This window comes from Frateuria terrea (assembly GCF_900115705.1).
Classification (GTDB): Bacteria; Pseudomonadota; Gammaproteobacteria; order Xanthomonadales; family Rhodanobacteraceae; genus Frateuria_A; species Frateuria_A terrea.
Map to the genome: position 1 here is coordinate 125,037 of NZ_FOXL01000005.1, position 19,350 is coordinate 144,386.

Annotated in this window: 46 protein-coding genes; 21 read left to right on the top strand and 25 right to left on the bottom strand. The window is 63.8% G+C overall.

All coding sequences use genetic code 11. From position 1 onward, the window contains the following. Window positions 1–8: 8 nt before the first annotated feature. From BMZ38_RS09620 to BMZ38_RS09730, 24 genes are all read right to left on the bottom strand, one after another. Window positions 9–416 (bottom strand): 3TM-type holin, encoded by a 408-nt coding sequence (locus BMZ38_RS09620; protein WP_091336779.1) that lies wholly within the window; start codon window positions 414–416, stop codon window positions 9–11. Next, entirely contained in the window at window positions 413–868 is a 456-nt protein-coding gene (locus BMZ38_RS09625) for a glycoside hydrolase family protein (RefSeq protein WP_091336781.1), read from the bottom strand. Before BMZ38_RS09625 ends, BMZ38_RS09620 begins: the two co-directional genes overlap by 4 nt. Then, window positions 865–1,098 carry a hypothetical protein gene (locus BMZ38_RS09630; RefSeq protein WP_091336782.1) on the bottom strand — a complete coding sequence of 78 codons (234 nt, stop codon included), beginning with the start codon at window positions 1,096–1,098 and terminating at the stop codon, window positions 865–867. The genes BMZ38_RS09625 and BMZ38_RS09630 overlap by 4 nt, the downstream gene beginning before the upstream one ends. An 11-nt stretch (window positions 1,099–1,109) precedes the next feature. Further along, window positions 1,110–1,352, bottom strand: coding sequence for a hypothetical protein (locus tag BMZ38_RS09635; RefSeq protein ID WP_091336783.1), 243 nt, complete (start codon window positions 1,350–1,352; stop codon window positions 1,110–1,112). Next, a complete protein-coding gene (locus BMZ38_RS09640; protein WP_091336797.1) occupies window positions 1,349–2,434 on the bottom strand; it encodes a winged helix-turn-helix domain-containing protein in 1,086 nt (361 codons plus the stop codon). Before BMZ38_RS09640 ends, BMZ38_RS09635 begins: the two co-directional genes overlap by 4 nt. Continuing rightward, the gene (locus BMZ38_RS09645) at window positions 2,431–2,667 is read right to left on the bottom strand and encodes a hypothetical protein (protein ID WP_091336799.1); all 237 of its coding nucleotides are present in this window, start codon (window positions 2,665–2,667) and stop codon (window positions 2,431–2,433) included. The genes BMZ38_RS09640 and BMZ38_RS09645 overlap by 4 nt, the downstream gene beginning before the upstream one ends. A 347-nt stretch (window positions 2,668–3,014) precedes the next feature. Then, window positions 3,015–3,521 carry a hypothetical protein gene (locus BMZ38_RS09650; protein WP_091336801.1) on the bottom strand — a complete coding sequence of 169 codons (507 nt, stop codon included), beginning with the start codon at window positions 3,519–3,521 and terminating at the stop codon, window positions 3,015–3,017. Between the two features lie 35 nt (window positions 3,522–3,556). Further along, complete coding sequence (locus BMZ38_RS18200; RefSeq protein WP_091336803.1) at window positions 3,557–3,772, bottom strand: helix-turn-helix domain-containing protein; 216 nt, start codon at window positions 3,770–3,772, stop codon at window positions 3,557–3,559. Further along, a complete protein-coding gene (locus BMZ38_RS09660) occupies window positions 3,769–3,972 on the bottom strand; it encodes a hypothetical protein (RefSeq protein WP_091336805.1) in 204 nt (67 codons plus the stop codon). The genes BMZ38_RS18200 and BMZ38_RS09660 overlap by 4 nt, the downstream gene beginning before the upstream one ends. Beyond that, on the bottom strand, window positions 3,969–4,115 hold the full coding sequence (locus BMZ38_RS17770; protein WP_175483830.1) for a hypothetical protein: 147 nt from the start codon (window positions 4,113–4,115) through the stop codon (window positions 3,969–3,971). The genes BMZ38_RS09660 and BMZ38_RS17770 overlap by 4 nt, the downstream gene beginning before the upstream one ends. After that, window positions 4,115–4,639 carry an XF1762 family protein gene (locus tag BMZ38_RS18135; protein WP_343123974.1) on the bottom strand — a complete coding sequence of 175 codons (525 nt, stop codon included), beginning with the start codon at window positions 4,637–4,639 and terminating at the stop codon, window positions 4,115–4,117. The genes BMZ38_RS17770 and BMZ38_RS18135 overlap by 1 nt, the downstream gene beginning before the upstream one ends. Further along, on the bottom strand, window positions 4,552–5,004 hold the full coding sequence (locus tag BMZ38_RS09670; protein ID WP_091336807.1) for a RusA family crossover junction endodeoxyribonuclease: 453 nt from the start codon (window positions 5,002–5,004) through the stop codon (window positions 4,552–4,554). Before BMZ38_RS09670 ends, BMZ38_RS18135 begins: the two co-directional genes overlap by 88 nt. Next, window positions 5,001–5,390: a nuclease domain-containing protein gene (locus BMZ38_RS09675; protein WP_091336808.1), complete on the bottom strand. Its 390-nt coding sequence runs from the start codon at window positions 5,388–5,390 to the stop codon at window positions 5,001–5,003. The genes BMZ38_RS09670 and BMZ38_RS09675 overlap by 4 nt, the downstream gene beginning before the upstream one ends. Next, window positions 5,387–6,031 carry a DNA-methyltransferase gene (locus BMZ38_RS09680; protein WP_091336810.1) on the bottom strand — a complete coding sequence of 215 codons (645 nt, stop codon included), beginning with the start codon at window positions 6,029–6,031 and terminating at the stop codon, window positions 5,387–5,389. The genes BMZ38_RS09675 and BMZ38_RS09680 overlap by 4 nt, the downstream gene beginning before the upstream one ends. After that, window positions 6,028–6,474 (bottom strand): hypothetical protein, encoded by a 447-nt coding sequence (locus BMZ38_RS09685; RefSeq protein WP_091336812.1) that lies wholly within the window; start codon window positions 6,472–6,474, stop codon window positions 6,028–6,030. The genes BMZ38_RS09680 and BMZ38_RS09685 overlap by 4 nt, the downstream gene beginning before the upstream one ends. Beyond that, complete coding sequence (locus BMZ38_RS09690) at window positions 6,474–6,689, bottom strand: hypothetical protein (RefSeq protein WP_091336815.1); 216 nt, start codon at window positions 6,687–6,689, stop codon at window positions 6,474–6,476. The genes BMZ38_RS09685 and BMZ38_RS09690 overlap by 1 nt, the downstream gene beginning before the upstream one ends. After that, the gene (locus BMZ38_RS09695; RefSeq protein ID WP_091336816.1) at window positions 6,686–6,895 is read right to left on the bottom strand and encodes a hypothetical protein; all 210 of its coding nucleotides are present in this window, start codon (window positions 6,893–6,895) and stop codon (window positions 6,686–6,688) included. Before BMZ38_RS09695 ends, BMZ38_RS09690 begins: the two co-directional genes overlap by 4 nt. Then, window positions 6,892–7,227, bottom strand: coding sequence for a hypothetical protein (locus BMZ38_RS17565; protein WP_139202472.1), 336 nt, complete (start codon window positions 7,225–7,227; stop codon window positions 6,892–6,894). Before BMZ38_RS17565 ends, BMZ38_RS09695 begins: the two co-directional genes overlap by 4 nt. Next, window positions 7,224–8,048, bottom strand: a complete 825-nt coding sequence (locus BMZ38_RS09705) for a hypothetical protein (RefSeq protein WP_091336833.1) — start codon at window positions 8,046–8,048, stop codon at window positions 7,224–7,226. Before BMZ38_RS09705 ends, BMZ38_RS17565 begins: the two co-directional genes overlap by 4 nt. Beyond that, entirely contained in the window at window positions 8,045–8,593 is a 549-nt protein-coding gene (locus tag BMZ38_RS09710) for an HNH endonuclease (RefSeq protein WP_091336835.1), read from the bottom strand. Before BMZ38_RS09710 ends, BMZ38_RS09705 begins: the two co-directional genes overlap by 4 nt. After that, window positions 8,593–8,952, bottom strand: a complete 360-nt coding sequence (locus tag BMZ38_RS09715) for a hypothetical protein (RefSeq protein ID WP_091336841.1) — start codon at window positions 8,950–8,952, stop codon at window positions 8,593–8,595. Before BMZ38_RS09715 ends, BMZ38_RS09710 begins: the two co-directional genes overlap by 1 nt. Then, window positions 8,949–9,296, bottom strand: a complete 348-nt coding sequence (locus tag BMZ38_RS09720; RefSeq protein ID WP_091336843.1) for a hypothetical protein — start codon at window positions 9,294–9,296, stop codon at window positions 8,949–8,951. Before BMZ38_RS09720 ends, BMZ38_RS09715 begins: the two co-directional genes overlap by 4 nt. Beyond that, window positions 9,293–9,664 (bottom strand): hypothetical protein, encoded by a 372-nt coding sequence (locus BMZ38_RS09725; RefSeq protein ID WP_091336845.1) that lies wholly within the window; start codon window positions 9,662–9,664, stop codon window positions 9,293–9,295. Before BMZ38_RS09725 ends, BMZ38_RS09720 begins: the two co-directional genes overlap by 4 nt. A 98-nt stretch (window positions 9,665–9,762) precedes the next feature. Next, window positions 9,763–9,996, bottom strand: coding sequence for a transcriptional regulator (locus BMZ38_RS09730; protein ID WP_091336847.1), 234 nt, complete (start codon window positions 9,994–9,996; stop codon window positions 9,763–9,765). 85 nt (window positions 9,997–10,081) lie between these two features. Here BMZ38_RS09730 and BMZ38_RS09735 point away from each other — a divergent pair, with 85 nt between their 5' ends. The 4 genes from BMZ38_RS09735 to BMZ38_RS17775 all read left to right on the top strand — a co-directional run bounded on the left by BMZ38_RS09735 (window position 10,082) and on the right by BMZ38_RS17775 (window position 11,559). Next, window positions 10,082–10,555, top strand: coding sequence for a hypothetical protein (locus tag BMZ38_RS09735; RefSeq protein WP_091336857.1), 474 nt, complete (start codon window positions 10,082–10,084; stop codon window positions 10,553–10,555). 25 nt (window positions 10,556–10,580) lie between these two features. Continuing rightward, window positions 10,581–10,787: a hypothetical protein gene (locus BMZ38_RS17570; protein WP_139202471.1), complete on the top strand. Its 207-nt coding sequence runs from the start codon at window positions 10,581–10,583 to the stop codon at window positions 10,785–10,787. Window positions 10,788–10,900: 113 nt separating this feature from the next. Continuing rightward, window positions 10,901–11,359 carry a hypothetical protein gene (locus tag BMZ38_RS09740; protein WP_091336860.1) on the top strand — a complete coding sequence of 153 codons (459 nt, stop codon included), beginning with the start codon at window positions 10,901–10,903 and terminating at the stop codon, window positions 11,357–11,359. Window positions 11,360–11,382: 23 nt separating this feature from the next. Then, window positions 11,383–11,559 (top strand): hypothetical protein, encoded by a 177-nt coding sequence (locus tag BMZ38_RS17775; protein WP_175483829.1) that lies wholly within the window; start codon window positions 11,383–11,385, stop codon window positions 11,557–11,559. Between the two features lie 55 nt (window positions 11,560–11,614). On the opposite strand, the gene BMZ38_RS09745 is transcribed toward BMZ38_RS17775, so the two are convergent. Then, complete coding sequence (locus tag BMZ38_RS09745) at window positions 11,615–11,845, bottom strand: hypothetical protein (protein ID WP_091337456.1); 231 nt, start codon at window positions 11,843–11,845, stop codon at window positions 11,615–11,617. A gap of 175 nt (window positions 11,846–12,020) precedes the next feature. On the opposite strand from BMZ38_RS09745, the gene BMZ38_RS09750 reads away from it, so the two are divergent. The 17 genes from BMZ38_RS09750 (at window position 12,021) to BMZ38_RS09815 (ending at window position 19,277) form a co-directional block, all read left to right on the top strand. Further along, window positions 12,021–12,230, top strand: coding sequence for a hypothetical protein (locus BMZ38_RS09750; protein WP_091336862.1), 210 nt, complete (start codon window positions 12,021–12,023; stop codon window positions 12,228–12,230). Between the two features lie 42 nt (window positions 12,231–12,272). After that, complete coding sequence (locus BMZ38_RS09755; RefSeq protein WP_091336863.1) at window positions 12,273–12,533, top strand: hypothetical protein; 261 nt, start codon at window positions 12,273–12,275, stop codon at window positions 12,531–12,533. Then, the gene (locus tag BMZ38_RS09760) at window positions 12,530–12,826 is read left to right on the top strand and encodes a hypothetical protein (RefSeq protein ID WP_091336865.1); all 297 of its coding nucleotides are present in this window, start codon (window positions 12,530–12,532) and stop codon (window positions 12,824–12,826) included. Before BMZ38_RS09755 ends, BMZ38_RS09760 begins: the two co-directional genes overlap by 4 nt. Continuing rightward, on the top strand, window positions 12,823–13,119 hold the full coding sequence (locus tag BMZ38_RS17575; RefSeq protein WP_139202470.1) for a hypothetical protein: 297 nt from the start codon (window positions 12,823–12,825) through the stop codon (window positions 13,117–13,119). The genes BMZ38_RS09760 and BMZ38_RS17575 overlap by 4 nt, the downstream gene beginning before the upstream one ends. After that, window positions 13,116–13,520, top strand: coding sequence for a hypothetical protein (locus tag BMZ38_RS09765; RefSeq protein ID WP_091336866.1), 405 nt, complete (start codon window positions 13,116–13,118; stop codon window positions 13,518–13,520). The genes BMZ38_RS17575 and BMZ38_RS09765 overlap by 4 nt, the downstream gene beginning before the upstream one ends. A 3-nt stretch (window positions 13,521–13,523) precedes the next feature. Next, window positions 13,524–13,691: a hypothetical protein gene (locus BMZ38_RS17780; protein WP_175483828.1), complete on the top strand. Its 168-nt coding sequence runs from the start codon at window positions 13,524–13,526 to the stop codon at window positions 13,689–13,691. Further along, window positions 13,688–14,143: a hypothetical protein gene (locus BMZ38_RS09770; RefSeq protein ID WP_091336872.1), complete on the top strand. Its 456-nt coding sequence runs from the start codon at window positions 13,688–13,690 to the stop codon at window positions 14,141–14,143. Before BMZ38_RS17780 ends, BMZ38_RS09770 begins: the two co-directional genes overlap by 4 nt. Then, window positions 14,140–14,316, top strand: a complete 177-nt coding sequence (locus tag BMZ38_RS17785; protein ID WP_175483827.1) for a hypothetical protein — start codon at window positions 14,140–14,142, stop codon at window positions 14,314–14,316. Before BMZ38_RS09770 ends, BMZ38_RS17785 begins: the two co-directional genes overlap by 4 nt. A 14-nt stretch (window positions 14,317–14,330) precedes the next feature. Further along, window positions 14,331–14,753, top strand: coding sequence for a hypothetical protein (locus BMZ38_RS09775; RefSeq protein WP_091336874.1), 423 nt, complete (start codon window positions 14,331–14,333; stop codon window positions 14,751–14,753). Between the two features lie 109 nt (window positions 14,754–14,862). Next, a complete protein-coding gene (locus tag BMZ38_RS09780; RefSeq protein ID WP_091336876.1) occupies window positions 14,863–15,825 on the top strand; it encodes a hypothetical protein in 963 nt (320 codons plus the stop codon). Between the two features lie 9 nt (window positions 15,826–15,834). Beyond that, the gene (locus BMZ38_RS09785; protein ID WP_091336878.1) at window positions 15,835–16,695 is read left to right on the top strand and encodes a hypothetical protein; all 861 of its coding nucleotides are present in this window, start codon (window positions 15,835–15,837) and stop codon (window positions 16,693–16,695) included. Continuing rightward, entirely contained in the window at window positions 16,695–17,312 is a 618-nt protein-coding gene (locus tag BMZ38_RS09790) for a lambda exonuclease family protein (protein ID WP_091336880.1), read from the top strand. The genes BMZ38_RS09785 and BMZ38_RS09790 overlap by 1 nt, the downstream gene beginning before the upstream one ends. A gap of 2 nt (window positions 17,313–17,314) precedes the next feature. Beyond that, window positions 17,315–17,578, top strand: coding sequence for a hypothetical protein (locus BMZ38_RS09795; protein WP_091336881.1), 264 nt, complete (start codon window positions 17,315–17,317; stop codon window positions 17,576–17,578). A gap of 10 nt (window positions 17,579–17,588) precedes the next feature. Next, window positions 17,589–17,816 carry a hypothetical protein gene (locus tag BMZ38_RS09800; protein WP_091336883.1) on the top strand — a complete coding sequence of 76 codons (228 nt, stop codon included), beginning with the start codon at window positions 17,589–17,591 and terminating at the stop codon, window positions 17,814–17,816. 23 nt (window positions 17,817–17,839) lie between these two features. After that, window positions 17,840–18,172 carry a hypothetical protein gene (locus BMZ38_RS09805; RefSeq protein ID WP_139202469.1) on the top strand — a complete coding sequence of 111 codons (333 nt, stop codon included), beginning with the start codon at window positions 17,840–17,842 and terminating at the stop codon, window positions 18,170–18,172. Window positions 18,173–18,174: 2 nt separating this feature from the next. Then, window positions 18,175–18,921, top strand: a complete 747-nt coding sequence (locus tag BMZ38_RS09810; RefSeq protein WP_091336887.1) for a hypothetical protein — start codon at window positions 18,175–18,177, stop codon at window positions 18,919–18,921. After that, window positions 18,918–19,277, top strand: a complete 360-nt coding sequence (locus BMZ38_RS09815) for a Lar family restriction alleviation protein (RefSeq protein ID WP_091336889.1) — start codon at window positions 18,918–18,920, stop codon at window positions 19,275–19,277. Before BMZ38_RS09810 ends, BMZ38_RS09815 begins: the two co-directional genes overlap by 4 nt. The last annotated feature ends 73 nt before the right edge of the window (window positions 19,278–19,350 follow it).

Below are 19,350 nucleotides of genomic sequence, written 5' to 3' on the forward strand. Positions count from 1 at the left end.
CGTCGCGGTCAGTGTCCATTGCTCACGCCCTTGAGCTTTTCAGCCGTGCGCATGCCGCCCAGGCCCAACATGCCGAGCAACAGGGTCATGAGCGATTCGGTGTCCAGCGCAGGGAACGAAACCGGATGGCCAGCGAGCGCCGCGATCCACGACAGCAGCGGGCCAAGGATCGTCACGCCGAAGCCGGCGCCACACACCCAGCCCACGAAAGGACGCCAGCCGGCAACGAACAGGCTCTGACTTCCAGCCTCGGCCTTGTTCACGTCCGCCTGCATCTGCGCCATGGCCGTGTCTTGCTGCATCACGGCGATCTGCAGGGAGAGCGCGTTCTTCGCTTCCTCGGACTTGTCAGGGAAGAACTTGTCGACGATGCCCTTCACCGCCTCGGCGGCTTCGCTAATGCCCGTCAGACTCATACCCACACCCCCGTGCGCATGATCTGCGCGAGATTGGTTGCACGCTGGCCGACTTGGCGAGCCCACAGGCTGTCGAGCATGCGTGTCGCGGCACTGTCGTAGTCACCCGCGCCAATGGCCGCGAGCATCCCCGTGAAGCCCTTGACCGCCTTGATGCCCATGTTGAACACCATGTCTGCCAGCACCAGGCGGCGGGGATCGGACAGGTTCGCCCAGCCCGGCAGCGTGGCGGCGTCAGCGCCAGCAAGCACCAGCCGGTTCCAAAGCAGGTATTCCGCTTCCGTCTCAGTGATTCCGGCGCCTGGACCGATGTTCGTACCGATACCGATGGTCGGATTGCCCACTACGCGCGAGCCGGGCCGGATGTACGCACCCGTGGCATCGTCGTAAACGCACAGGCGCAGCCCTTCCTCGCCCTTGAGGCGATCGATCAGCGGATGCAGGTCCGTCATGGCCGATCAGCCTTGCGGTCCAGCTTTTCCTCGATCCGCACCAGCGTGGCCCGGATGTCCTGATACACCGCATCACTTCGCCGCCGGTCGGCCTCGGCGTTGGCCGTCAGCCCCTCGATGCGGATTTCCGATGCGGTCAGGCGCGTGGAATGGCGCCAAAGCCAAGCGATCAGGCCGCCCACCGTTGGTATCGCCACCGCAGCCAGTGCGATCAGGTCCGAAGTGTTCATGGGCTCTCGCGTCAGTCTGCGCGGCGCGGGGCCGGCTTGATGGTGGCGACCTTGCCGCCGTTCTCTACTTGTGGCTTGCCGTCGTCCATCAGCAGCGAATCGACGGATACCTCGCCCTTGCCAGGGATACCCATGAGCATGGCGCCGCCTTCCAGCCGGTAGACGTACAGACCGCCGTAGCGGGCGCACAGGGCCGGAGCGTCCTCGATCCATGCCTCGCCTTCGCGAAGGAAGACTTCGGATTCCTCGCTCATGCAGCCACCATCCGGGCACTGACTCGCACGCGGCCAACCTCGCCCCAGGTCTTGGAGTAGGTCACCACTTGCGCGTCGCGGTCACTCATCCAGCCGCCGCGCGAGGCGTAGGCGTCTTTCGCGGCTAGCGTGCGGTGCTGCTCCACCAGCATTAGGCTGGTTTCCTTCACGTCCACATGGTGCAGGTGACCCATGTGCGCGTAGGCGTATTTCGTGCGGCCGAACACTTCGCGGAACTTGGCGGCAAACACCGCGTCGATGCCCGCCATCTTGTGCTTGTGGCCGTGGTGGAAGAACAGCGCTGTAGCGCCATGCTCCACGCAGTAATAGGGGTCCGGTGACACATCCACCGCCACCCGCGGCTCATCGGCATACAGGGCTGCCAGCAACTCGCGCAGCCAGATGGAGCTAGCCGTGTCGTGGTTGCCCTCGGCCATGAGGACGATCACGCGGGCGTGCTTGGCGAGCAACATGCCGATCACCCGGCGAATCGCCCGGATCGCCACGCGGACGATCTTCTGGAACCGTGTATCAGCGTCCAATAGGTGCTTGGATGCCGGCGTTACCGCGTCCAGCCCGTCTTGGTGCAGGAAGTCACCAAGCTGGCAGAACACCCCAAGCTCAGCATCGGGACTCTGCGCGATCGCCGCGCCGAACCAGTCCACCAGCATGCTTTCGGCAATGTCCAGGTTCCAGTCGTCGCCAGTTTCCTCGGGCCAGCTCAGCATGCCTAAGTGGTAGTCCGAAACGACGTACAGGTTCGCCAGGTCCTCGGCCGTGCGCTTGGGAGCGCGCTGCGCTGGGACAGGCTTGATCTTCTCAGCCAGCGCGGCGATTGCCGCCTGTATGGCTTGCTTGCGGGCTTCCTCATCCGCCGATGTTTTGACCCACTGCAACACGGTTTCACCCGTGCGCACATCGGTCAGCGTCGACGTGCCGCGCAGCTTCACGCCCTCGGGCAGGTTGTCCGGATCACTCAGCGAGGCCGGGCCCAGCTTGAACGCATGGCTACCCGTCTTGCACCAGCCGCGCCCACCGCCGTTGCGGATCGCGCCATCAGCTTGGCACCGGGGGCACTTCACGCAGCCGCCGTATCGTCGTCAGTGGCGTCCAGGCGTTCGCGCAGGACTTCGGCGGGGGTTACCGGCTCGGGCGGATTGACCAGCGCCAGCGCCTCATCGATCAGCAGCCGCGCGTGGTAGATGTACTGCAAGGCCGTACGCAGCTTGGCCTCGACGGGGCTCACCTCGTGGGCGGGCGGCGGCTTGGCGTCGCTCACTGCCGCCTCGGTGAACGGCGGGAACTTCGCTTGCATGGCGGTTCTCCGCTTCCTTGTAGATGCCGTGCCAGGGAGGCCGCCGTAGCGCTTTACCTGGATCATCCCCTTGGGCCGTCACGGCAAGTCGAATAGGCTGGCTCCGCTATCGGCGGTCGGAGCCGTATACGTTGCTTCGTGGCGCGCTTTCCACATTAGGCGCAACGCTAAGCCGGTCGCACGCCGCGACGAACGCTGAAATAGATGGCCGGTCTGCGTCAGGGGGAACGCAGCCGGCCGGGTGCCGAATGGGCACAAAAAAAGCCCACCGGGTTAGGGCGGGCTTTTGGGCTTGCTGCGGACGCAGCTTTGCCTGTACTGATTTGTACCTGATTACCCTCTTGACGTCAAGCGGCCCGTTCTCGTGACTCGCCAGAGGATCGTTCGGCGTACTCGGCCCGGTCCAGCGTGGACTCGCACTTCATCCATAGCCAGCCAGCGCCGATGTTCACCAGCCCCTCGAAATCCACCGGGCGAAGCTTCGGGCGCTTCGGCTCGACCCCGTGCACCGCCAGCCGATAGGACGCCATCGCCACCACCAGCATCCGCGATGCGTTGCGCTTGCCGATAGGCCCGGTGCCGGCGATCAGCTTGTCCGCCAGCCAAGTCACAATCTCCCGCTCCCGGTCGTCCACCCGAAGCGCGATGCTGTAGACGATCCACGGTCCGACGTCGCGGGGGTGCAATGCCGCCATCTTGAGCGCTACCAGCATGCGGGCCTCGCTGGTCAGCCATCGGGCCGCGAACGGCTCACCCCCTCCTGAATCCGCCGTGCGGTAAGTGGTCGATCCAAGCAAGCGGCCAAGGCGCTCCATCAGCCTCGGGCGGTCTTTCCCGTACAGGTCGTTGGTCATAGCGCCCCCTTCAGGCGTTCGTGGTCAGGACGGCGTTATCGATGGCGCTGGATCGGCGTAGGGTCCATGCTCAAGCTTTCCTTTATGAGGGCCTCAACGTCCTCTTCGCGATAGCGGACAGTGCGGCCAAGGCGAACGAACGGAAGAGACGGGCCGCTGCGGCCAAGCCGCCAGTCTTCCAGGGTGCGAGGCTTGATGCTCAGGATTTCGCAAACTTCAGCGGGTGTTAGCAGCTTCGTTGCCATTGTCATTTCTCCAGCTTCGAGTGGTCGAGTTCAAACTGTTTGCCCGGCGTGCTCATGCAGCGCGGGAAGGTGCGGTCGTACTGGCATCCGCCCCAATTCGTGAGTCGGTGTTGGCAGGCTCCGCACCCGCCCATGCGGTAGACCTTCGCCAGTTGGCGGCGGGCCAGCGCCCGTTCGGCGGAGCGTTCGGGCGCGGAGTAGGTCATGCGGCTGGCTCGTGCTGCTTGCACAGATGCGGCGCGCTCGGATGCCAGTAGCCGTTGCCCTTGGCGCATGAGCCCATGCCGGCTTCCGGGTTGATCGGGTCCGGACGGAAGTGCACGCAGCGTTCGCAGGTGGTGGTGGGCATCAGGCGGCTTCCCACCGGAGCTTTCGCTGCACGGGGTGGTGATCGACGCGCGGACGCGACGAGCAGGACCACGAGCCGCCGCCCGCCTCACCCACGCATTGCCAGCCAGCTGCGCGTAGCGAAGCTCCACCCTCCTCTGGCAGCGTGTACGTGACCACTCGCGAGTATCCGAGCGCCCGAGCCGCGCGGCGCGCCCGGCCGTAGAGAATCGAACAGGCGTTCCGAGTACCGTCGGTGCAGCAGCGCGTCACCTCAGCCGTCCGCCCGTCATCCAGTCCGCGAGCCACCGGTCTGCCAACGATGACCACGCCGCAAAGGCGTTCGCCATCCATCGCTGCGAGCGCGAACAACCCGCCTTGCGGCGCCCGGTGATGCCGGTGATGCTCGGCCACGAACGCCTTGGCCTGCCGCTGAGTGCAAGGGACGACAGAGAGGCTCACGCCATCACCTCCACCACGATCCGCACGCCCGGCGCATCCAGCGCGCCGTCGCCCTCGTTCGGGAAGCGCTTGGCCCCGATCCACTCGACCACGCGGGCGTCATCGGCCCACACGCCGGCATCGGTCAGCGCGTCCTCGGTGGAGCGCTGGAGCTTGGAGCCGTCCGGCTTGCGGTCGGGGTAGGTCACGCGCGTCTTGGGCGCGCTCTTGGGCTTGGGCAGGGTGAAGGTCAGGCGGACGCGGAGCGGGCCGTCGAGCGGGCCGGTCATGCCTACCGATGCCATCGCCTCGCGCGCCGCCCACTTCACGGCCTCGCGCCAGGGCTTCACCTTGGCGGATGACTCGACCATCACACCGCGACCGCCGCGCATCCCGACGAAGCGCTTGGAGCCTTGCGGGCCGGGGATGCCGTAGACCTCGATCACTAGGCGATGGGGCTTGCCGGTCATGCTTCCTCTCCCTTGTAGATCAGCACGCCCTTTTCGCGCTGCCGGCGCAGGGTCCGAATCAGGGCGCGGGCGATGCACTCGTGCCAGTTCACCTCGGCCCGAAGCTCGGGGATCAGGTGCGTGCGACCGTCCAGCAGGTTGTGGCAGTAGTCATCGGCAAACACCGCCTCGGAGTCGTGCGGCTTAATGCCCATGCCGCCACCGCCGTACATGCGCAGGTGCGCAAGCACAGTCGTCTCGCGGGCGTTCGGGCAGCCGGGGAAGCAGACAGTGCAATCCTCGCCCTTGGCAGCCTTGCGGGCCGGCGTCATCTTCGGGCGGCGACCGCTGGCCTTGATGGTCGTGGCCTTAAGGGGCGTCTTGCGCTGGATGGGGATGCGCTTCATGCGATCAGCCTCCCTTGCCGCTGGGCGTCCTCGATGCGGCGGCAGGCGATGTCGAAGTACTTGGGTTCGATTTCGATGCCGACGAACTCGCGCCCAAGGTTCACGCAGGCAACGCCAGTCGTTCCCGATCCCATGAACGGGTCAACCACAACGCCACGAGTCCAACCAATAAACTGCTCCATGAGGTAAACAGGCTTTTCGGTCGGGTGATCGCCATTGCCTGTGCGCGGAGCGCGCACAACGTCGGTCGGCCGTTTGCCGGGCCATGAGTGGTCGGGGCCGGGCCAGAACATGGCGATTTCCGTCTGCCTGGCGTGTTCGTGCTCAAGATCGCCCATCGACCAGTTGTTCTTGACCCAGGTAACGCACGACTTCGGGTGCGGTACGCCGTCGCGGAGGTTGTCCCACCTGCAGAACACATAACGGGAGTGAGTGGCCGGGATGCTGCAGGCCCAAACCAGCAAGCCCACGTCGTCGTCATTCGCGATTCGGGCGTGCTGCTCTGCCCTGAAGTTCGACCGGAAGCTCATCCCATACGGCGGATCAGTAATAACCGCGTCCACCTTGGGCAGCGTCGGCAGGATTTCGCGGCAATCGCCTAGATACAGGGTCGCGTTGCCGATGATTACGGGATTGCTCATGCGGCCCACCTCTCGCGCTGTCCCCACATCGGATCGGGCGAAGGCACGTCAACGCCAGCCTCGGCTCCGATGCGCTGCACCATGTCGTAGAACCGGGCGAAGGTCGCCGCGTCGATCACGTCCCGATCGCCTTGCTCGTTCGTGGTTGTCGTGCGGCGCGGCCGGCTGACGATCTGGCCCATGACCTCGCGCTCGACCTCGCCGAAGAACTTGCGGCAGAAGGCGTCGTGGAGCTCGTCCGGGTCGTAGCCGGTGGCATCGGTGAGGGCTGGGTAGGCCACTCCCCACAGAGCCGCGTTCTGGTCGCCGCTTCGCTCCTTGCGTGCCTCCTTGACCTCGATGCGCCAGGACTTGTTGGCCGGCAGCCGATCAAGGAAGGCGTGCGCGTTGGCCAGCACCTGGGGGCGCTCGGGGCCATTGGCGTTGAGCTGGTAGCGCTGCATCACGCCACCTCCCGCAGCTTCCAGCGATACGGCTTGCTCGCATCCTTCGGCTTGAGCTTCACGACTTCGCGCCGGCAGTGCATTCCTCGCAGGGTCGAGGCGATGGCCTCGTAGGGGAGCGCGAGGCGCTGGGCCAGTTCGGCGGCGGTCATCGGCTCAGCCATCACTTGTGCGATGCGCTCATGGGTGCCGCGAAGGTAGGTGCGCTGGGTCACGCGGCAACCCTCAGCACACGGCGCGGCGTATTCACCCAGCCGGCCCAATTGGGGAGCTCATGGACGTCACCGCGGGCGCGCATGATGACCAGCTCCTCACCCACGTCACGGCGGCAAGCGCACAGGACGCGGGCCAGCTCGGAAATGGTCATCGGCTCAAGGCGCAGGGCGCCAGTGATGCGCTCGCGTAGGGGCAATGGGTTCATGCGCGCACCGCCTTGGCCTGCTTGGCTGCATCGGCGGCATCGACACGCGACCAGTGGGCCTTCACCATGTCGATATTCATGTCCGGCTGGCGGCCGGTGATTTCGCAATGCACGCCCTTGCCAGCGGCGTAGATGTGCCGGATGTAGCAGTCGCCGCACCGTGCGATCACCGTCCCATCGTCCAGCGTGAACACCACATCCGCGAAGCCTCGCAGGTGCTTGGCATCGCGTGGGTCCCAACGGGACTGGCAATTGGCGACTCCGCAGAACTGGGGGCGCTCAGTGGGGCGCTCGGACTCTCGCTGAGGCGCGCCGGTCGTGTATTTGCTCATCGGTGATACCTCCCCTCGGCAACCTTCGCGAAGTTGCCGGGCCGGGTTAGCCATTCCAGGTCAGCCACGAACGGCGGCTTGCCATCCCGGCCAGGAGCGCGCCCCGTCAGGAACGGCGACCGGGAAACGTCAGTGAAGTAGTTCCGCCACGCCTCAAGCGTCGGCAGGTCTTCCCGCCACCGTTGGCGGATGTAGCCGGCGCGGGCATCGGTCAACTTTTCGACCGCCCTGCACATCGGCAGCAGCTCGTGGTACAGCGCCACGATCTGACTCAGCGGGCAGCGGCTTGCGGGTTGGGCAGCGTCCTTTGCCCCTTTCGACTCGTCCGTGTCACCCGATGGCAGGTCGTCCGCGTTAGCGGCGACGTCTAACCTTCCGTCAGGAAGGTTAGATAGCTCTTGAAGGGAATCAGGAATCAGAGAATCAGGAATCAGCACGGCAACTTCCGTGCCTTCACCGTGCTTGTCAGTTGCTTGCACCGTACTTGCACCGTGCATGCATGGTGCCGGGATCGAGCTAGCCTGTTCTTTGCAGTGCGGGTTCTGGTGCTTGGCGAACTCAGGGATGGCTATGTATCGGGCCTCGCTCACCGTGTAGCGCACGATGAACCCTCGCTCAGCAAGCTCGCCAAGTAGCGCATCGCAGTCACATTCGTCATACGGCAGGCAGTCCGCCTTGATGCGCTTCGGACGATCCTCTAGCCGCCCCTCCCTATCTGCCACGCACCAAAGCCCGCAGAACAGGATGCGCGCGAGCGGGTTGCACTCGGCAAGCAAGTCGTTCTTGAAGAATCCCGGCTTTATGTTGCGGGCGCGGCTCATAGAGAACCGCCCTCCCGGACGATGTTCCAGCAGATACCGCAGAAGTAGCTGAAACACTGTTGCCGGCTATAGGGCTTGCGAGCCGTGGCGATTTCCATTGCACGGATGCACTCGGCGACGCCGATCTTTTCCACGAACTGCTTGATGCTCTGTAGCCAATCCTTGCGGATGCCATCCAGCCGGAACTGCTCGACGAAAATGTCAGCAATGTCCCAAGCCTGCTCGTGGATGCGCTCGCGCTTGGCGGCCATTACCTCGGCGTAGCCACGAACCTGCTCCTCGCGCTCAGCAACCTCTGCGGCCCTGGCCGAAAGGGACGCCGGCACGCTCTGAAGCGATACGGCGCCTTTCCCAAGGTTGCAGTGGTCGCAGGCAGTAACGAGGTTGTCCATGTCGTTCTGTCCGCCTTCGGCAACGGGCACGATATGGTCAACGTGCAGCACGGCCTCTGGCGGATGCGATCCGCAGTACTGGCAGGTAAAAGAGTCCCGCTTGAACACCTCAAACCGGGTGCGCTTCGACAGCGGCTTGCGCTTTCCGGCCATTACGCAGCGCCTCCCGCGTACACCAGCGACCGCCACTTCGGGCAGATCGACGCGTGGCGCCTACGGCTGCGCCCTGCCCCGCACTGTTCGATCAGGCCGGCATTGGCAGCCTTGCGGTAGATGGCACCCCATGCGCGATCCGTAGGCGGCGTGGGGAAGCGTTTGTCGTCGTGCGCGGCGTCGCTCACGTCCTCGCTGATGAAGGTGGCGTTGTTCCGTGCGTACTCGGCCAGGAACGCATAGGCGCGTTCGGGCCAGTCGAAGCACAGGTCTTGTGCGTGGTCGATCGCCTGCTGGATGCCGGTGTCGCGACGCTGGCGGGCGGCGGTGAAGTCGATGCAGGACTGGACGGCGCTCATGCGATCACGACCCCATCGCGGATGTGCTCAGCAGCGAAGCGGCAGGCATCCACCACTTCCCAGCGCTCGGGTGGCTCAACGGTGCCGGTACGATCCGCCAGGAACGCGGCTTGCCTGTCCAGCACAGCGGCAAAGCGGGCGGCGCGGAGGTTGGCGCTGACGGGCCGGTTAGGAAGGTGCGCGCCGATGTGCGCAACCGTCTCAGCGTCAGGAGCCGCCCAGTCGACGCCTTCCTGTTTGGCTTCACGCTCGGTCACCGTCACGTTCACGGGTACGGTGACAGGCTGAAGCTGCGGGTGAGTACGCGCGGTGCGTTTGCGGCCGGAGAAAAAGGACAGGGTCATGCTGCCACCCTCGCCCGCAACTCAGCGTTCTCAGACTCAAGCCGCGCCAGCCTTTCCTCCGGCGACTCCACGCGCGGCACCATGTCCATGCCGCACTGGTAGCTGACCCACTGCTGCCACGCCCACGAGTGGGTGGCACGGGCGAAGTCCAGCGCCTTGTCGGCCGGGAAGTGGTGCGTGCCGCCGATGATCCGGGAGAGCTGCGCCCGCTCCATGCCAATCAGGTCAGCGATGCGCGAAGCGGTCTTGCCGGACTTGAGGATGGCGAGGCCGATGGCCTGCCCGCTCGTCTTGCACAAGGCCACTTCATGCGCCGGAGCGCGTTCTATGCCTCGCACAGAACCAATGATCGGTAACTCGTGCTGCATGGTCGTGTCTCGTGTTGATGGTTGGAAATCGGGCGAAATAAAAGGCGAGGCCGAGAGCGGCTCGCCTTTGGGGTTACTTGATGAGTACGGTCAGCACGTCACGCCGCCTTCGCTTTGGTGCGGGGAGGCTTTGCGCCGAACACGTCGGGGCGGAGGTCGTAGCGGGTGATAGCGCCGTCAGTGGCTTTCTCGATCCGCTTGGCGAGATCGATGCCGGCCTTCCTGCCGCGCCAATTGACGGCGACCTGCCAGAGGTAGCCCGGCGTTGTCCCGCACTGGTCAGCAAGAGACCGGCGCACCCCTGTGTCTTCGATGTAGGCGAGTAGGCTCATAATGCAAACGATAGCACACTGCTACCATCATGCAATAGCACCTTGCCAGTATCCGGCGAGTAGCACCCTGCTACATGCTCTCGACATGGGTACCGCTCCAAAACTTCAATCGATCAAAGAGTTCCGTCGCGCTCGCCTCGCCGCCCTGCTCGACAAGCATGGGAAGACCGAACTGTCGCGTCTGGTCGATATTTCGGCCGACTACCTGTGGCAGATGGGAAAAGGCCGGGGCGGCTCCGCTCGCGGCGTCAGCGACGCTAACGCGGCCAAGATCGAGGCGGCGCTAGGCAAGCCTGCCGGATGGATGGATGGCGAAGAATCCGCGCCGTTGAGCCAATCTCAGCCGCTGCTACTTGACCCGGTCATGCTGGCCGAAACCCACAGAACTCTTCGAGAGCTTGAAGAGGAGCGGGGGCGGACATTCTTCCTGGAAGACGAATCAGATGCGGCACGATTCGTGCAGCTCTATCAGGAGCGGGCGGCGTTGCCAAAGCATCCGTCGCAGGAGGACTGGGTTCAGTTCGGTAGAAAGCTAGCGGTGATAGCGGCGCGGGGCTAGCGTCTATCGCCACAGGGGGCGACAGATGGACGAGGAGATGGTATGCCGACTAAAGGCGCTGGCAAGGGAAAAGTGGCCGAAGGACTACAAGAGCAAGCCGAAGCTTAGGCTTGTCGGCGTCAACGATTTGGCGCCCGCCAACGAACCGCCGCGACGCGTGTTGCGTCCGACCGAGGCCCGCAAGCTGTACGGGTGGCCCGGTGAAGGGATGAAAACGGGCTCAGATGGGTGAGGCTGCCCTAAAGCCCAGCAAAATTAAGCCGATAGAAATTTGCAGTTGACAAATCACGACGCCATTGTTAGCGGCAAGTTTTTTTGCTAGTCTTCACATTGTGACAGGTAGGGTTGGCCTACCTCTGCGACGAGGCCGCCCTTTTGGGCGGTCTGTTCGTTCTAGGAAAGCAAGAGGTCATGCGCGGTATGAATGGATACGACGGTTTCGATGTCGCCGAGGCGCAAACGACGGAAGAGCGCGAGAAAGAGGCCGTAGCGGCCGGACTTTGGCAGGACGTCGTAAGGGCGACGAACGACTGCATCGAGGCGCACAACTTGCTCGGGTATGTCCGGTTCGAGCAGATGACCAACCCGTCGATCGCTGAGATGGCCCTACAGTTGGCCGCGATCGAAGGAGCACTGAACGGGCTGGTCAACAACCCTGGACTGTCTTTTGCGGCCTGGAAGGACCTGAGCAACTGCAATCAAAACGTCCACTGGATCCGCAGGCTGTTCCTGTCGCTCAAGAACAAGGATAAGGATGAGTACGACACCTGCATCCGCAACTTGAAAGCCCAGTGTCCGTTGTAACGAGGTAGGACTAGGAGAGAACCATGAATGCCCACGAACTAGGCTTTGACCTGCAGGCGCTGGCTTCGCCCAAGAGCCATGAAGACTTCATGGCGCTAGCTGCTGAGGCGAGGACGGAGTTCGCGCTACTGCATAGTCGTATGAACGCGATTCTTGCCGCGGAACGTGCTGCGCGGCTTCCTAAGGAAGAGGCGCTCTAGGCGCCAACGCACCATCGCATACAAAGGACCCCGCCTCGGCGGGGTTTTTTGTGCCCTACGCCAACTCAGGCACCTCCCCCGCCGTGAACAGCACCAGCGGATTGCCGTAGTCCCCTGCTTCCTCGTCCACGTCCATGCTGTAGGCGATGACGCCTGCATGCTGCCCGGCCAGGCGTTGAGCCAGGCTCGCGGCCTCCTGTCCCGTGGCGCGCTGCGCCGCCATACGCGGGATCAACCCGCCCTTCTGCCGATCGAACGGCTGCACTACGTGGATCGTCTCTCTCATGGCCCTGCCCCTGTCTACTGAGGGCATGGTCGCGCACGCCTGGCGCATGGGCTGAGATCGATGTGCGGCAATTACTGTACTACGTCGTTTCGCCATTGGTAGCATTTCGCTATTGCGTACCGCTAGCAATGTGCTATCGTTACTCCCGTCGCCAGCAAGGCGAGGGAGATGCCCCATGTTGCTCTGGACCTCTGAAGCCATCCGCGTAACCCCGGCCCTGTGCCTGGACGTCAAGGCGTTCAAGCACGACGTGACGCTCGGGGTCGTGGTCGACGGATCTCCCCTCCTGGAAGACATCCACATCGAAGACGACGCGGCTACCGCGGCGCTGATCGACGCGCTGCAGACGGCGCTGCGCATCAAGCGCGAAGCCAACAGGCATTAACCACCGGCGCGGCCAAGTGCCTCGCGATGAAGGGGGAGTGAGATGGGTAACGAATTGCAGCGGGTGGATGTAGTCGAAGCACTCGCCTCTTGGTGCAACGAGAAGAACATCGGCAGGGCTGAGTACGACCGACGCTGCTCTGTATGCGCCGCCGTGGCCGAGATGATCGAGGCGGGGCGCGAGCTTCGGGCCGGCATGGACGAGAACGACACCCGTCCGATGGATGCTGGCCCGGCCAAGCGATTCCTCGCTGCCGACGCTCGCCATCGTGCAGCCCTTGCTCGCATTGGCGGTGCCGCATGACCGCCCTCCCCTACCAGCCCGTGCCGACCTTGGCCCAGCAGCGCCGATTGAGGCGCTGGGTGGATAAGACCCACCCCATCCGCCAGTACGAGCAGACGCAGGCCCTCATCAGCCCGGTAGAGGCGGCTGGTGTGGCGTGTTGCGACGTGACGGATGAACCGCCCGTGATGCTGGCCGAGGCCGTCTCAATCATCGCCAAGGGCTTTGCCTGCATCGCTGGGTGGCTGGCCTTCGGCTTCGGTGTTCTTTGGCTGTGCGATCTGGCCGGCCAGTATTTCGGAGGTCATGCATGAGTAAGCACGCGCCAGGTCCGTGGTACGTCGTCACTAAGGCCGCCAACCCTTACTGGCGCTGTGATGGAACCGAGGTAAGCAGCGAATATGGCCGCATCGCTGATTGCGGCTCCGATGGCATGCGCGCGCTTGATGTATGCCAAGCCAACGCCCGCCTTATCGCCGCCGCGTCTGAGCTGTTGGATGCGCTGACGATGGTCCGCGATTACGTGGTTACCATGAAGGGTAGGGGGCACGAGTACCAAGTCGCCATTGACGCCGCCATAGCCAAGGCCACGGGAGAGCAGGCATGAGCGCCGCCTACCGCATCCCCAATCACGACGGCTACCTGCTGGCCGGGTCCGACTGTGACAACTCCGCGATAGATGAGGCGTTCGAGTCCATCACCGACAAGCAGAAGCGCGAGATTGTCGTGAGCGTGGCGGATCGGTTCGGCGGGCATGACGCCTTCGAAACGCTGGAAGCCTTCGCGGATCAGATCGACACGCTGGCGAACGCCCACTACATGCTCGACCAGTTGTTCACCCGTGACTGCTCCATCTCGCAGCTCATGGAGCGTCAAAAGGCGCAGCCCGACCGGATTATCAGCCTGCGTTGCCTGCTGAACCTGACCGGTCAATGCGCGCAGGCGGTAGACGAGGCGACTACGGACAACGCGCGTGAAATCCTCGACGGCTGGAATGGGGAGGAATGAGCCATGTGCGACCTCCTGACAGATCCGGTCATTGCCGAGCTTCGCAAGCTGACCGTCTACCGGCGTATCGAAAACGCCCTTGACGAACTTTTCAACGCCACCCCGGCAGCGGAAGCACTCCCCCGCGAAGCTGTCGGCGGTGGCACTTTTGAGCAAGGAGATGCGGCGTGAACAACGTTTCCGAACGCAATCCCGAGTGCATCGCCAAGGATGGCTGGCGTCACTCCGACAAGTGGAAGCGCGAAGGTAAGAACTTCCTTGTCGAGGTGTCGCGCCATTCGAGCCCGGAGTTCAACAGCGATTATTCCGAGGTCATCGGGCAGGAGCATCGCTGGTGCGTCTACTTGTACGTCTACCCGAGGCATCCCGACTTCGCGCGATTCGACTCCAATGGGGACATGCACTCTCAGCCGTACTACGAGTGCCACAGCTACGTGAGCCTTTTCCGCGTGCATAGGGATGAGAGTGGCGAGATTACGTCGTTCCAGCTTGGCTGGGACTACAACCACGACGGCGACGACTATTACACGCACCTCGCCACCCCGAGCGCGGCCGGAAGCGTGTTTTACGACGCCAATCGCCTGTTCGACGAGGCAGCCGAGCGCACCAAGGTGACCGCATGACCACCCTCACCCACGCCCCCGGCTTCGTGATGCACGCCCGCACATGGGCCGCTATCCGCCCGCTGAGCAACGACGAGCGCCGCGCCATGTGGGCGGCCAGGTTCTACGCCCAAGGCCACCACCGCACGCCGCAGAAGCCGCGTGTGAGGGTTCCGGCTAGGCCGCAGCACTGACAAAGGACATAGCAATGGGCACTCGTGCAGATTTCTACGTTGGCCGTGGCGACGATGCCGAATGGCTCGGCAGCATCGCTTGGGACGGCTACCCCAAAGGCATTGCCGACACCATTCTTGGTGCCCTGAACGAGCAAGATTTCAGGGATGCCGTTGAATCGTTTCTCACCGGGCGCAAGGACGCCACGATGCCTGCCATGGGCTGGCCGTGGCCGTGGGAAACCAGCGCCACCACGGACTACGCCTACGCCTTTGATGGTGACGTTCACGCCTCCTGTTTCGGCGGTAACTGGTTCGACCCGCGCAACGAGCCGGACGATGACGACGAGGGCCGCGAGGTCACTGGTGATCCTGCCGTGTTCCCCAACATGTCCGACCGCAAGAACGTCCAGATCGGCGGCGCTAGGAGCGGCATCCTCGTTTTCGGCATGAGCTAACAACCCCGCTAGCTGCTAGCGCCTCCTGGTGAGCCGCCCGTCCACTGAAGCAGCAACGGGCAAACCTATTCCAACGCGCAGCCGGCGCTATCCGGCAAAGGATTCTGAAATGGACGGTAGTTCCCTGATCCCGCTGGAAACCATCAACGCCATCGAGGTGTTCAAAGGCCCGAACCTTGATGAACTGCTGGCGAAGATTCGGCAGGAAACGGCCACCATCGTGCCGGACGTTTCCACGGCTGGCGGGCGCAAGGAAATCGCCTCGCTTGCCTACAAGGTGGCGCGCTCCAAGACCACGATTGACGAGGCCGGCAAGTCCCTTGTTGCCGAATGGAAGAAGCAGGCCGGCGAGGTGGATGCCGCCCGCAAGAAGGCTCGCGATTACCTGGATGCGTTGAAGGATGAAATCCGCGCTCCGCTGGATGCATGGGAAGCCGAACAGGCCCGCATCGAGCAGGAAAAGCGCGAAGCCGAGGAACGAGCCAAGGCTGAGGCTGAAGCCGCCGCGCGCGCCGAATTGGAGCGCCGCGAGGCCGAGATTCGTGCCCGCGAGGAAGCTATCGCCAAGGCCGAAGCTGAAGCCCGCGCCAAGGCGGAGGCGGAACAGGCCGAGCGCGACCGGATTGCCCGCGAGGAACAGTTGCGCAAGGAGGCAGAGGAAAAGGCCAAGCGTGAGGCTGCGGAGGCCATCGCCCGCGCCGAGGCCGAAGCTGCCCAAGCCAAAGAGGCTGCGCGCCTCGCGGCTGAGCAGGCAGAGCGCGAGAAGGCCGAAGCTGCCGAACGCGCCGAGCGCGAGAAGCAAGAGGCCATCGCCCGCGCCGAACTAAAGGCTAAGCAGGAGGCCGAGGAAAAGGAGCGCGTCCGCTTGGCAGAGGAAGCCAAGAAGGCTGCCGAGGCTGCGCGCATCAAGGCCGAGGAAGACCGCCGCGCCGCTGACCGTGAACACCGCAAGCAGGTGAACAACGCCGCCCTCGCCGCTCTCACGGATGAGGGGATCGACGCCGAAATCGCTAAGCGCGTCATCACCCTGATTGCGTCCGGCAGCGTGCCGCACGTCAGCATCAAATACTGAGGATTCGAGATGAGCAACCAGCACCTACAAGTCGTCCCGATGACGCAGCAGGCCGTGGCCGTCTATGGCGAGCGGAGCCTGACGGCAGCGGACATGCGCGCACAGGTCAACTTGATCCAGGACGTGATGCGCTCCGTGATGTTCGACGGCACCCATTACGGAACGATCCCCGGCACCAAGTCCGTAAGTCTCTACAAGGCGGGCGCGGAAAAGCTGATGGCGACGTTCCGCCTCGCTGCCGATCCCGAGGTAGAGGACTTGAGCGAGCCGGGCGAGGTTCACTACCGCGTCAAGGTCCGCATCGTCTCTCCGTCCGGCGTGATGCTTGGCGCGGGCCTTGGTGAGTGCAGCAGCCAGGAAGAAAAGTACGCGTGGCGTCGTCCGATCTGCCCCGAAGAGTTCGATGCCACTCCGGAAAACCGCCGTCGCATCAAGTTCAGCAAGTACCAGAGCAAGGTCGAGAAGCAGCAGCAGATTCGGACCAACCCGGCAGACGTGCGCAACACCATCCTCAAGATGGCGAAGAAGCGCGGGCTGGTTGACGCGATCCTGACCGTGACCGCCGCGTCGGACATTTTCACGCAGGACATTGAAGACCTGCCGGAAGAGCTTCGCGAGCAGGTTGCCGAGGATGTCCGCAGCCGTGCCCGCCCCGGTGCCCAGGCGGTGCAGAAGACGATCCCCGAGGACACGCCGGAAAGGCTGGCGCTCATCGCGGACATGGTGGCCGTGGCCGACAACGGATCGGACGCTTTCCGCGATGCGTGGAAGGACCTTTCCAAGGATCGGCGCGCCTTGATCGCTGACCGCATGGATGAGTTCAAGCAGCACGCACTGGCCGCTGACGCCAAGAGTGCGGAGGGCGAGTAATGGATCAGAACACGACCGAATGGTTGCAGGCCCGCGCCGGCAAGATCACGGCCAGCCGCATGTGTGACGTGATGGCGTTCGGAAAGCGCGACGGCAAGCCCCTGAAGTCCCGCCAGGACTACATCGGGGACATTGTGGCCGAGCTGCTTACGGGCGAGCCGAAGGAGCAGGTCAAGGCCAGGCCGCTGGATTGGGGCCACGACGTGGAGGCCGCCGCCCGTGTCGCCTATGAGGCCGAAACGGGCGAAGTCGTGCAGCAGGTAGGGTTTCTGACCCACTCCCTGTTGCCTTACATCGGTTGCTCGCCAGATGGGCTGATCGGCGGTGATGGGCAGATGCAGATCAAGTGCCCGAACAACCCCGCCGTGCACATCGCCACGCTGCGCGACGGGATGCCCGAGGAACACATCGCCCAGGTTCAGGGCGAAATGTTCGTCACCGGGCGCGCATGGTCGGACTTCGTTAGCTTCGATCCCCGTATGCCGGAACACCTGCGCCTCTACCGCCAGCGCATCAAGCGCGACGAGGCATACATCGAACAACTGGCCGCTGCCTGCGAATCGCTGTGGGCGGAAGTGCAGACGTACATCACCTACCTCAACGAGAAGGCAGCTTAATCATGGGCATCCAATACGAAGTCACCGCGATTACCGGCAAGTACACCGACCGGGACGGCAACGAAAAGAACCGCTACGCCAAGCTGGGCGTGGTCATGGAAACGAAGAACGGCCCCATGCTCAAGCTGGAAACGATCCCGCTTGGCTGGGACGGATTCGCCTACCTCAACGAGCCGCGTGCCAAGGATGAGCAGCCGCGCGGCCAGCGCCAGGGCAACCGCGCTCCCGCTCAGTCGCCCAACGACCCCGAAGACCTGCCCTTCTAAGGACACCCCCATGACGACGAAAGAGAGTGAGGTGGATGTGCTGGCGGTGATGGAGGAGTCGGTTGCGGCTAGTGAAGTCGGAGAGTACCCGGGCACGGCATTGGCTCTGGCCGATGCCCGCGCCGCCGTGGCCGAGGCGTTCGAGGCGGCGGAAGAGGTGTACCGCATATCCGAGCGCAAGCATGACGCCTGGGACCGCCTCCGCACCGCCCTCCGCAATGCAGGGGTGAAGCTGTGAACACGACAACGAACACGCGAGGGGTGAGTGAGGCGATGGTGGAGCGGATTGTCGGCCGCTTGGACGGCAACATTCGCCATGTGCTGACTGAAGTATCCAAGGGGGCAGCCCCTGCGGCGTTGCAGGATTTGGCTACACATGCGGTTCTGCACCTCGATGGCGTGCAGGATGAAATCCGCCTTGCTCTACGCCACACGGCCATCGGAGTTCCCGATTCGCAGCTTTGCACCTTCTACCAGGTCAGCACGTTTCAAGACTTGGTGCGCGCGATGGATGGACACATCGGTCAGCTCCAACACAAGCTCAAGGACAAGCGCCCTTGGGAGGACACCTTCCCGCCGAGTCCGAGGGCCTGAACATGACCGACCAACTGAACTTCGTGACGCTGCTCGGTCGCGCGCAGGCGCAGGTGGAGGCGAGCCCGCTATGGCGGCGTTTCATCGACGGCACGCCACTCGCCAACGATATTGCCGTCTGGATGGCGAACTTCGCCCTTGAAGCCGCCCTGTCCGCCGAGCCTGCCGCACAGGGGGATGGTGAGGCGGTGGCGGATGAGTGCCGCCACGACTGGGTCGATTACGTGAAGGAGGAATACAAGCCGCGTCATCGTGTGCTCGAACTCGGCGAGTCGAACATTGAGCGATACGTGCGCATCGGCCTGATGTGCACCACCTGCGGCGCAGAGAAACCCGCCCCGCCCGCCCAACCTGCCGAGCTGACCACCGACGCCCAAAAGATCCAGTGGCGCATCGCATATCTGGAACACGGCCAGTGGTCGAAGCTGCCGGACGGCCTATACCGGGTCAAGCACGAAAGCCCAGGTACCACCGTACTGACGCGCACCGAGGAACCTGCCGAGCGCGTGCCGGAGATAACCGAGGGGCACGTTCGCGTGTTTCTTGATTGTCAGGATGCTGACCCTGCTGACGGCGAGGAATCGCAGGTGTATCACGGCCTTATGGCCGTGCGCGACGCCATGCTCGCCGCCTCTCCCGCGCCGTCCGAGGGCGGGAAGGGGGTGGAGTGCCGCCACAAATGGGCCTCCAGGCTAGGCCCTGAGAATGCCGGGAAGCGTTGCGACTGGTGCGGAGAGGTGAGGCCATGACCGCCCATGACGTGAATGATGTGCGCGCGAGGTTGCTGCCGTGCCCGTTCTGTGGACGTGAGCCGATCCCTGGTCACGGGATGAGTGGCGACGTGACGCTCTACAACGTCCGCTGCCGCTGCGGCGCTGGCGTCAATGACTTCTTCGACAGGCAAGAGGCAGACGATGCATGGAACACCCGCGCCGCCCACGCCGACCTGGCCGGGGAGGTGCGGGAGTTGGTGGAGAGATGGCGGACGCGCATGCCAGCGAACGCGCCGGATACCACCCGCGTTCTGATGCGCGAGTTTTGCGCAGACCAGCTTGAAGCGACTCTCGCCAAGTTCCCCACCCAGCGCGCGGGAGGTGGAGAGTGAGCGCCGCAACTGCAATCTGTCTATGGGTGCTGGTGCAAATCTTGAAGGTCACATTTGCTGCGGCTGTGATCGT

Bases quoted from the DNA above. Each gene is read 5' to 3' on its own strand.
- BMZ38_RS09620 (WP_091336779.1), bottom strand. From the start codon at position 416: ATGAGTCTGACGGGCATTAGCGAAGCCGCCGAGGCGGTGAAGGGCATC.
- BMZ38_RS09625 (WP_091336781.1), bottom strand. From the start codon at position 868: ATGACGGACCTGCATCCGCTGATCGATCGCCTCAAGGGCGAGGAAGGG.
- BMZ38_RS09630 (WP_091336782.1), bottom strand. From the start codon at position 1,098: ATGAACACTTCGGACCTGATCGCACTGGCTGCGGTGGCGATACCAACG.
- BMZ38_RS09635 (WP_091336783.1), bottom strand. From the start codon at position 1,352: ATGAGCGAGGAATCCGAAGTCTTCCTTCGCGAAGGCGAGGCATGGATC.
- BMZ38_RS09645 (WP_091336799.1), bottom strand. From the start codon at position 2,667: ATGCAAGCGAAGTTCCCGCCGTTCACCGAGGCGGCAGTGAGCGACGCC.
- BMZ38_RS09650 (WP_091336801.1), bottom strand. From the start codon at position 3,521: ATGACCAACGACCTGTACGGGAAAGACCGCCCGAGGCTGATGGAGCGC.
- BMZ38_RS18200 (WP_091336803.1), bottom strand. From the start codon at position 3,772: ATGACAATGGCAACGAAGCTGCTAACACCCGCTGAAGTTTGCGAAATC.
- BMZ38_RS09660 (WP_091336805.1), bottom strand. From the start codon at position 3,972: ATGACCTACTCCGCGCCCGAACGCTCCGCCGAACGGGCGCTGGCCCGC.
- BMZ38_RS17770 (WP_175483830.1), bottom strand. From the start codon at position 4,115: ATGCCCACCACCACCTGCGAACGCTGCGTGCACTTCCGTCCGGACCCG.
- BMZ38_RS09670 (WP_091336807.1), bottom strand. From the start codon at position 5,004: ATGACCGGCAAGCCCCATCGCCTAGTGATCGAGGTCTACGGCATCCCC.
- BMZ38_RS09675 (WP_091336808.1), bottom strand. From the start codon at position 5,390: ATGAAGCGCATCCCCATCCAGCGCAAGACGCCCCTTAAGGCCACGACC.
- BMZ38_RS09680 (WP_091336810.1), bottom strand. From the start codon at position 6,031: ATGAGCAATCCCGTAATCATCGGCAACGCGACCCTGTATCTAGGCGAT.
- BMZ38_RS09685 (WP_091336812.1), bottom strand. From the start codon at position 6,474: ATGCAGCGCTACCAGCTCAACGCCAATGGCCCCGAGCGCCCCCAGGTG.
- BMZ38_RS09695 (WP_091336816.1), bottom strand. From the start codon at position 6,895: ATGAACCCATTGCCCCTACGCGAGCGCATCACTGGCGCCCTGCGCCTT.
- BMZ38_RS17565 (WP_139202472.1), bottom strand. From the start codon at position 7,227: ATGAGCAAATACACGACCGGCGCGCCTCAGCGAGAGTCCGAGCGCCCC.
- BMZ38_RS09705 (WP_091336833.1), bottom strand. From the start codon at position 8,048: ATGAGCCGCGCCCGCAACATAAAGCCGGGATTCTTCAAGAACGACTTG.
- BMZ38_RS09710 (WP_091336835.1), bottom strand. From the start codon at position 8,593: ATGGCCGGAAAGCGCAAGCCGCTGTCGAAGCGCACCCGGTTTGAGGTG.
- BMZ38_RS09715 (WP_091336841.1), bottom strand. From the start codon at position 8,952: ATGAGCGCCGTCCAGTCCTGCATCGACTTCACCGCCGCCCGCCAGCGT.
- BMZ38_RS09720 (WP_091336843.1), bottom strand. From the start codon at position 9,296: ATGACCCTGTCCTTTTTCTCCGGCCGCAAACGCACCGCGCGTACTCAC.
- BMZ38_RS09725 (WP_091336845.1), bottom strand. From the start codon at position 9,664: ATGCAGCACGAGTTACCGATCATTGGTTCTGTGCGAGGCATAGAACGC.
- BMZ38_RS09730 (WP_091336847.1), bottom strand. From the start codon at position 9,996: ATGAGCCTACTCGCCTACATCGAAGACACAGGGGTGCGCCGGTCTCTT.
- BMZ38_RS09735 (WP_091336857.1), top strand. From the start codon at position 10,082: ATGGGTACCGCTCCAAAACTTCAATCGATCAAAGAGTTCCGTCGCGCT.
- BMZ38_RS17570 (WP_139202471.1), top strand. From the start codon at position 10,581: ATGGACGAGGAGATGGTATGCCGACTAAAGGCGCTGGCAAGGGAAAAG.
- BMZ38_RS17775 (WP_175483829.1), top strand. From the start codon at position 11,383: ATGAATGCCCACGAACTAGGCTTTGACCTGCAGGCGCTGGCTTCGCCC.
- BMZ38_RS09745 (WP_091337456.1), bottom strand. From the start codon at position 11,845: ATGAGAGAGACGATCCACGTAGTGCAGCCGTTCGATCGGCAGAAGGGC.
- BMZ38_RS09750 (WP_091336862.1), top strand. From the start codon at position 12,021: ATGTTGCTCTGGACCTCTGAAGCCATCCGCGTAACCCCGGCCCTGTGC.
- BMZ38_RS09755 (WP_091336863.1), top strand. From the start codon at position 12,273: ATGGGTAACGAATTGCAGCGGGTGGATGTAGTCGAAGCACTCGCCTCT.
- BMZ38_RS09760 (WP_091336865.1), top strand. From the start codon at position 12,530: ATGACCGCCCTCCCCTACCAGCCCGTGCCGACCTTGGCCCAGCAGCGC.
- BMZ38_RS17575 (WP_139202470.1), top strand. From the start codon at position 12,823: ATGAGTAAGCACGCGCCAGGTCCGTGGTACGTCGTCACTAAGGCCGCC.
- BMZ38_RS09765 (WP_091336866.1), top strand. From the start codon at position 13,116: ATGAGCGCCGCCTACCGCATCCCCAATCACGACGGCTACCTGCTGGCC.
- BMZ38_RS17780 (WP_175483828.1), top strand. From the start codon at position 13,524: ATGTGCGACCTCCTGACAGATCCGGTCATTGCCGAGCTTCGCAAGCTG.
- BMZ38_RS17785 (WP_175483827.1), top strand. From the start codon at position 14,140: ATGACCACCCTCACCCACGCCCCCGGCTTCGTGATGCACGCCCGCACA.
- BMZ38_RS09775 (WP_091336874.1), top strand. From the start codon at position 14,331: ATGGGCACTCGTGCAGATTTCTACGTTGGCCGTGGCGACGATGCCGAA.
- BMZ38_RS09780 (WP_091336876.1), top strand. From the start codon at position 14,863: ATGGACGGTAGTTCCCTGATCCCGCTGGAAACCATCAACGCCATCGAG.
- BMZ38_RS09785 (WP_091336878.1), top strand. From the start codon at position 15,835: ATGAGCAACCAGCACCTACAAGTCGTCCCGATGACGCAGCAGGCCGTG.
- BMZ38_RS09790 (WP_091336880.1), top strand. From the start codon at position 16,695: ATGGATCAGAACACGACCGAATGGTTGCAGGCCCGCGCCGGCAAGATC.
- BMZ38_RS09795 (WP_091336881.1), top strand. From the start codon at position 17,315: ATGGGCATCCAATACGAAGTCACCGCGATTACCGGCAAGTACACCGAC.
- BMZ38_RS09800 (WP_091336883.1), top strand. From the start codon at position 17,589: ATGACGACGAAAGAGAGTGAGGTGGATGTGCTGGCGGTGATGGAGGAG.
- BMZ38_RS09810 (WP_091336887.1), top strand. From the start codon at position 18,175: ATGACCGACCAACTGAACTTCGTGACGCTGCTCGGTCGCGCGCAGGCG.
- BMZ38_RS09815 (WP_091336889.1), top strand. From the start codon at position 18,918: ATGACCGCCCATGACGTGAATGATGTGCGCGCGAGGTTGCTGCCGTGC.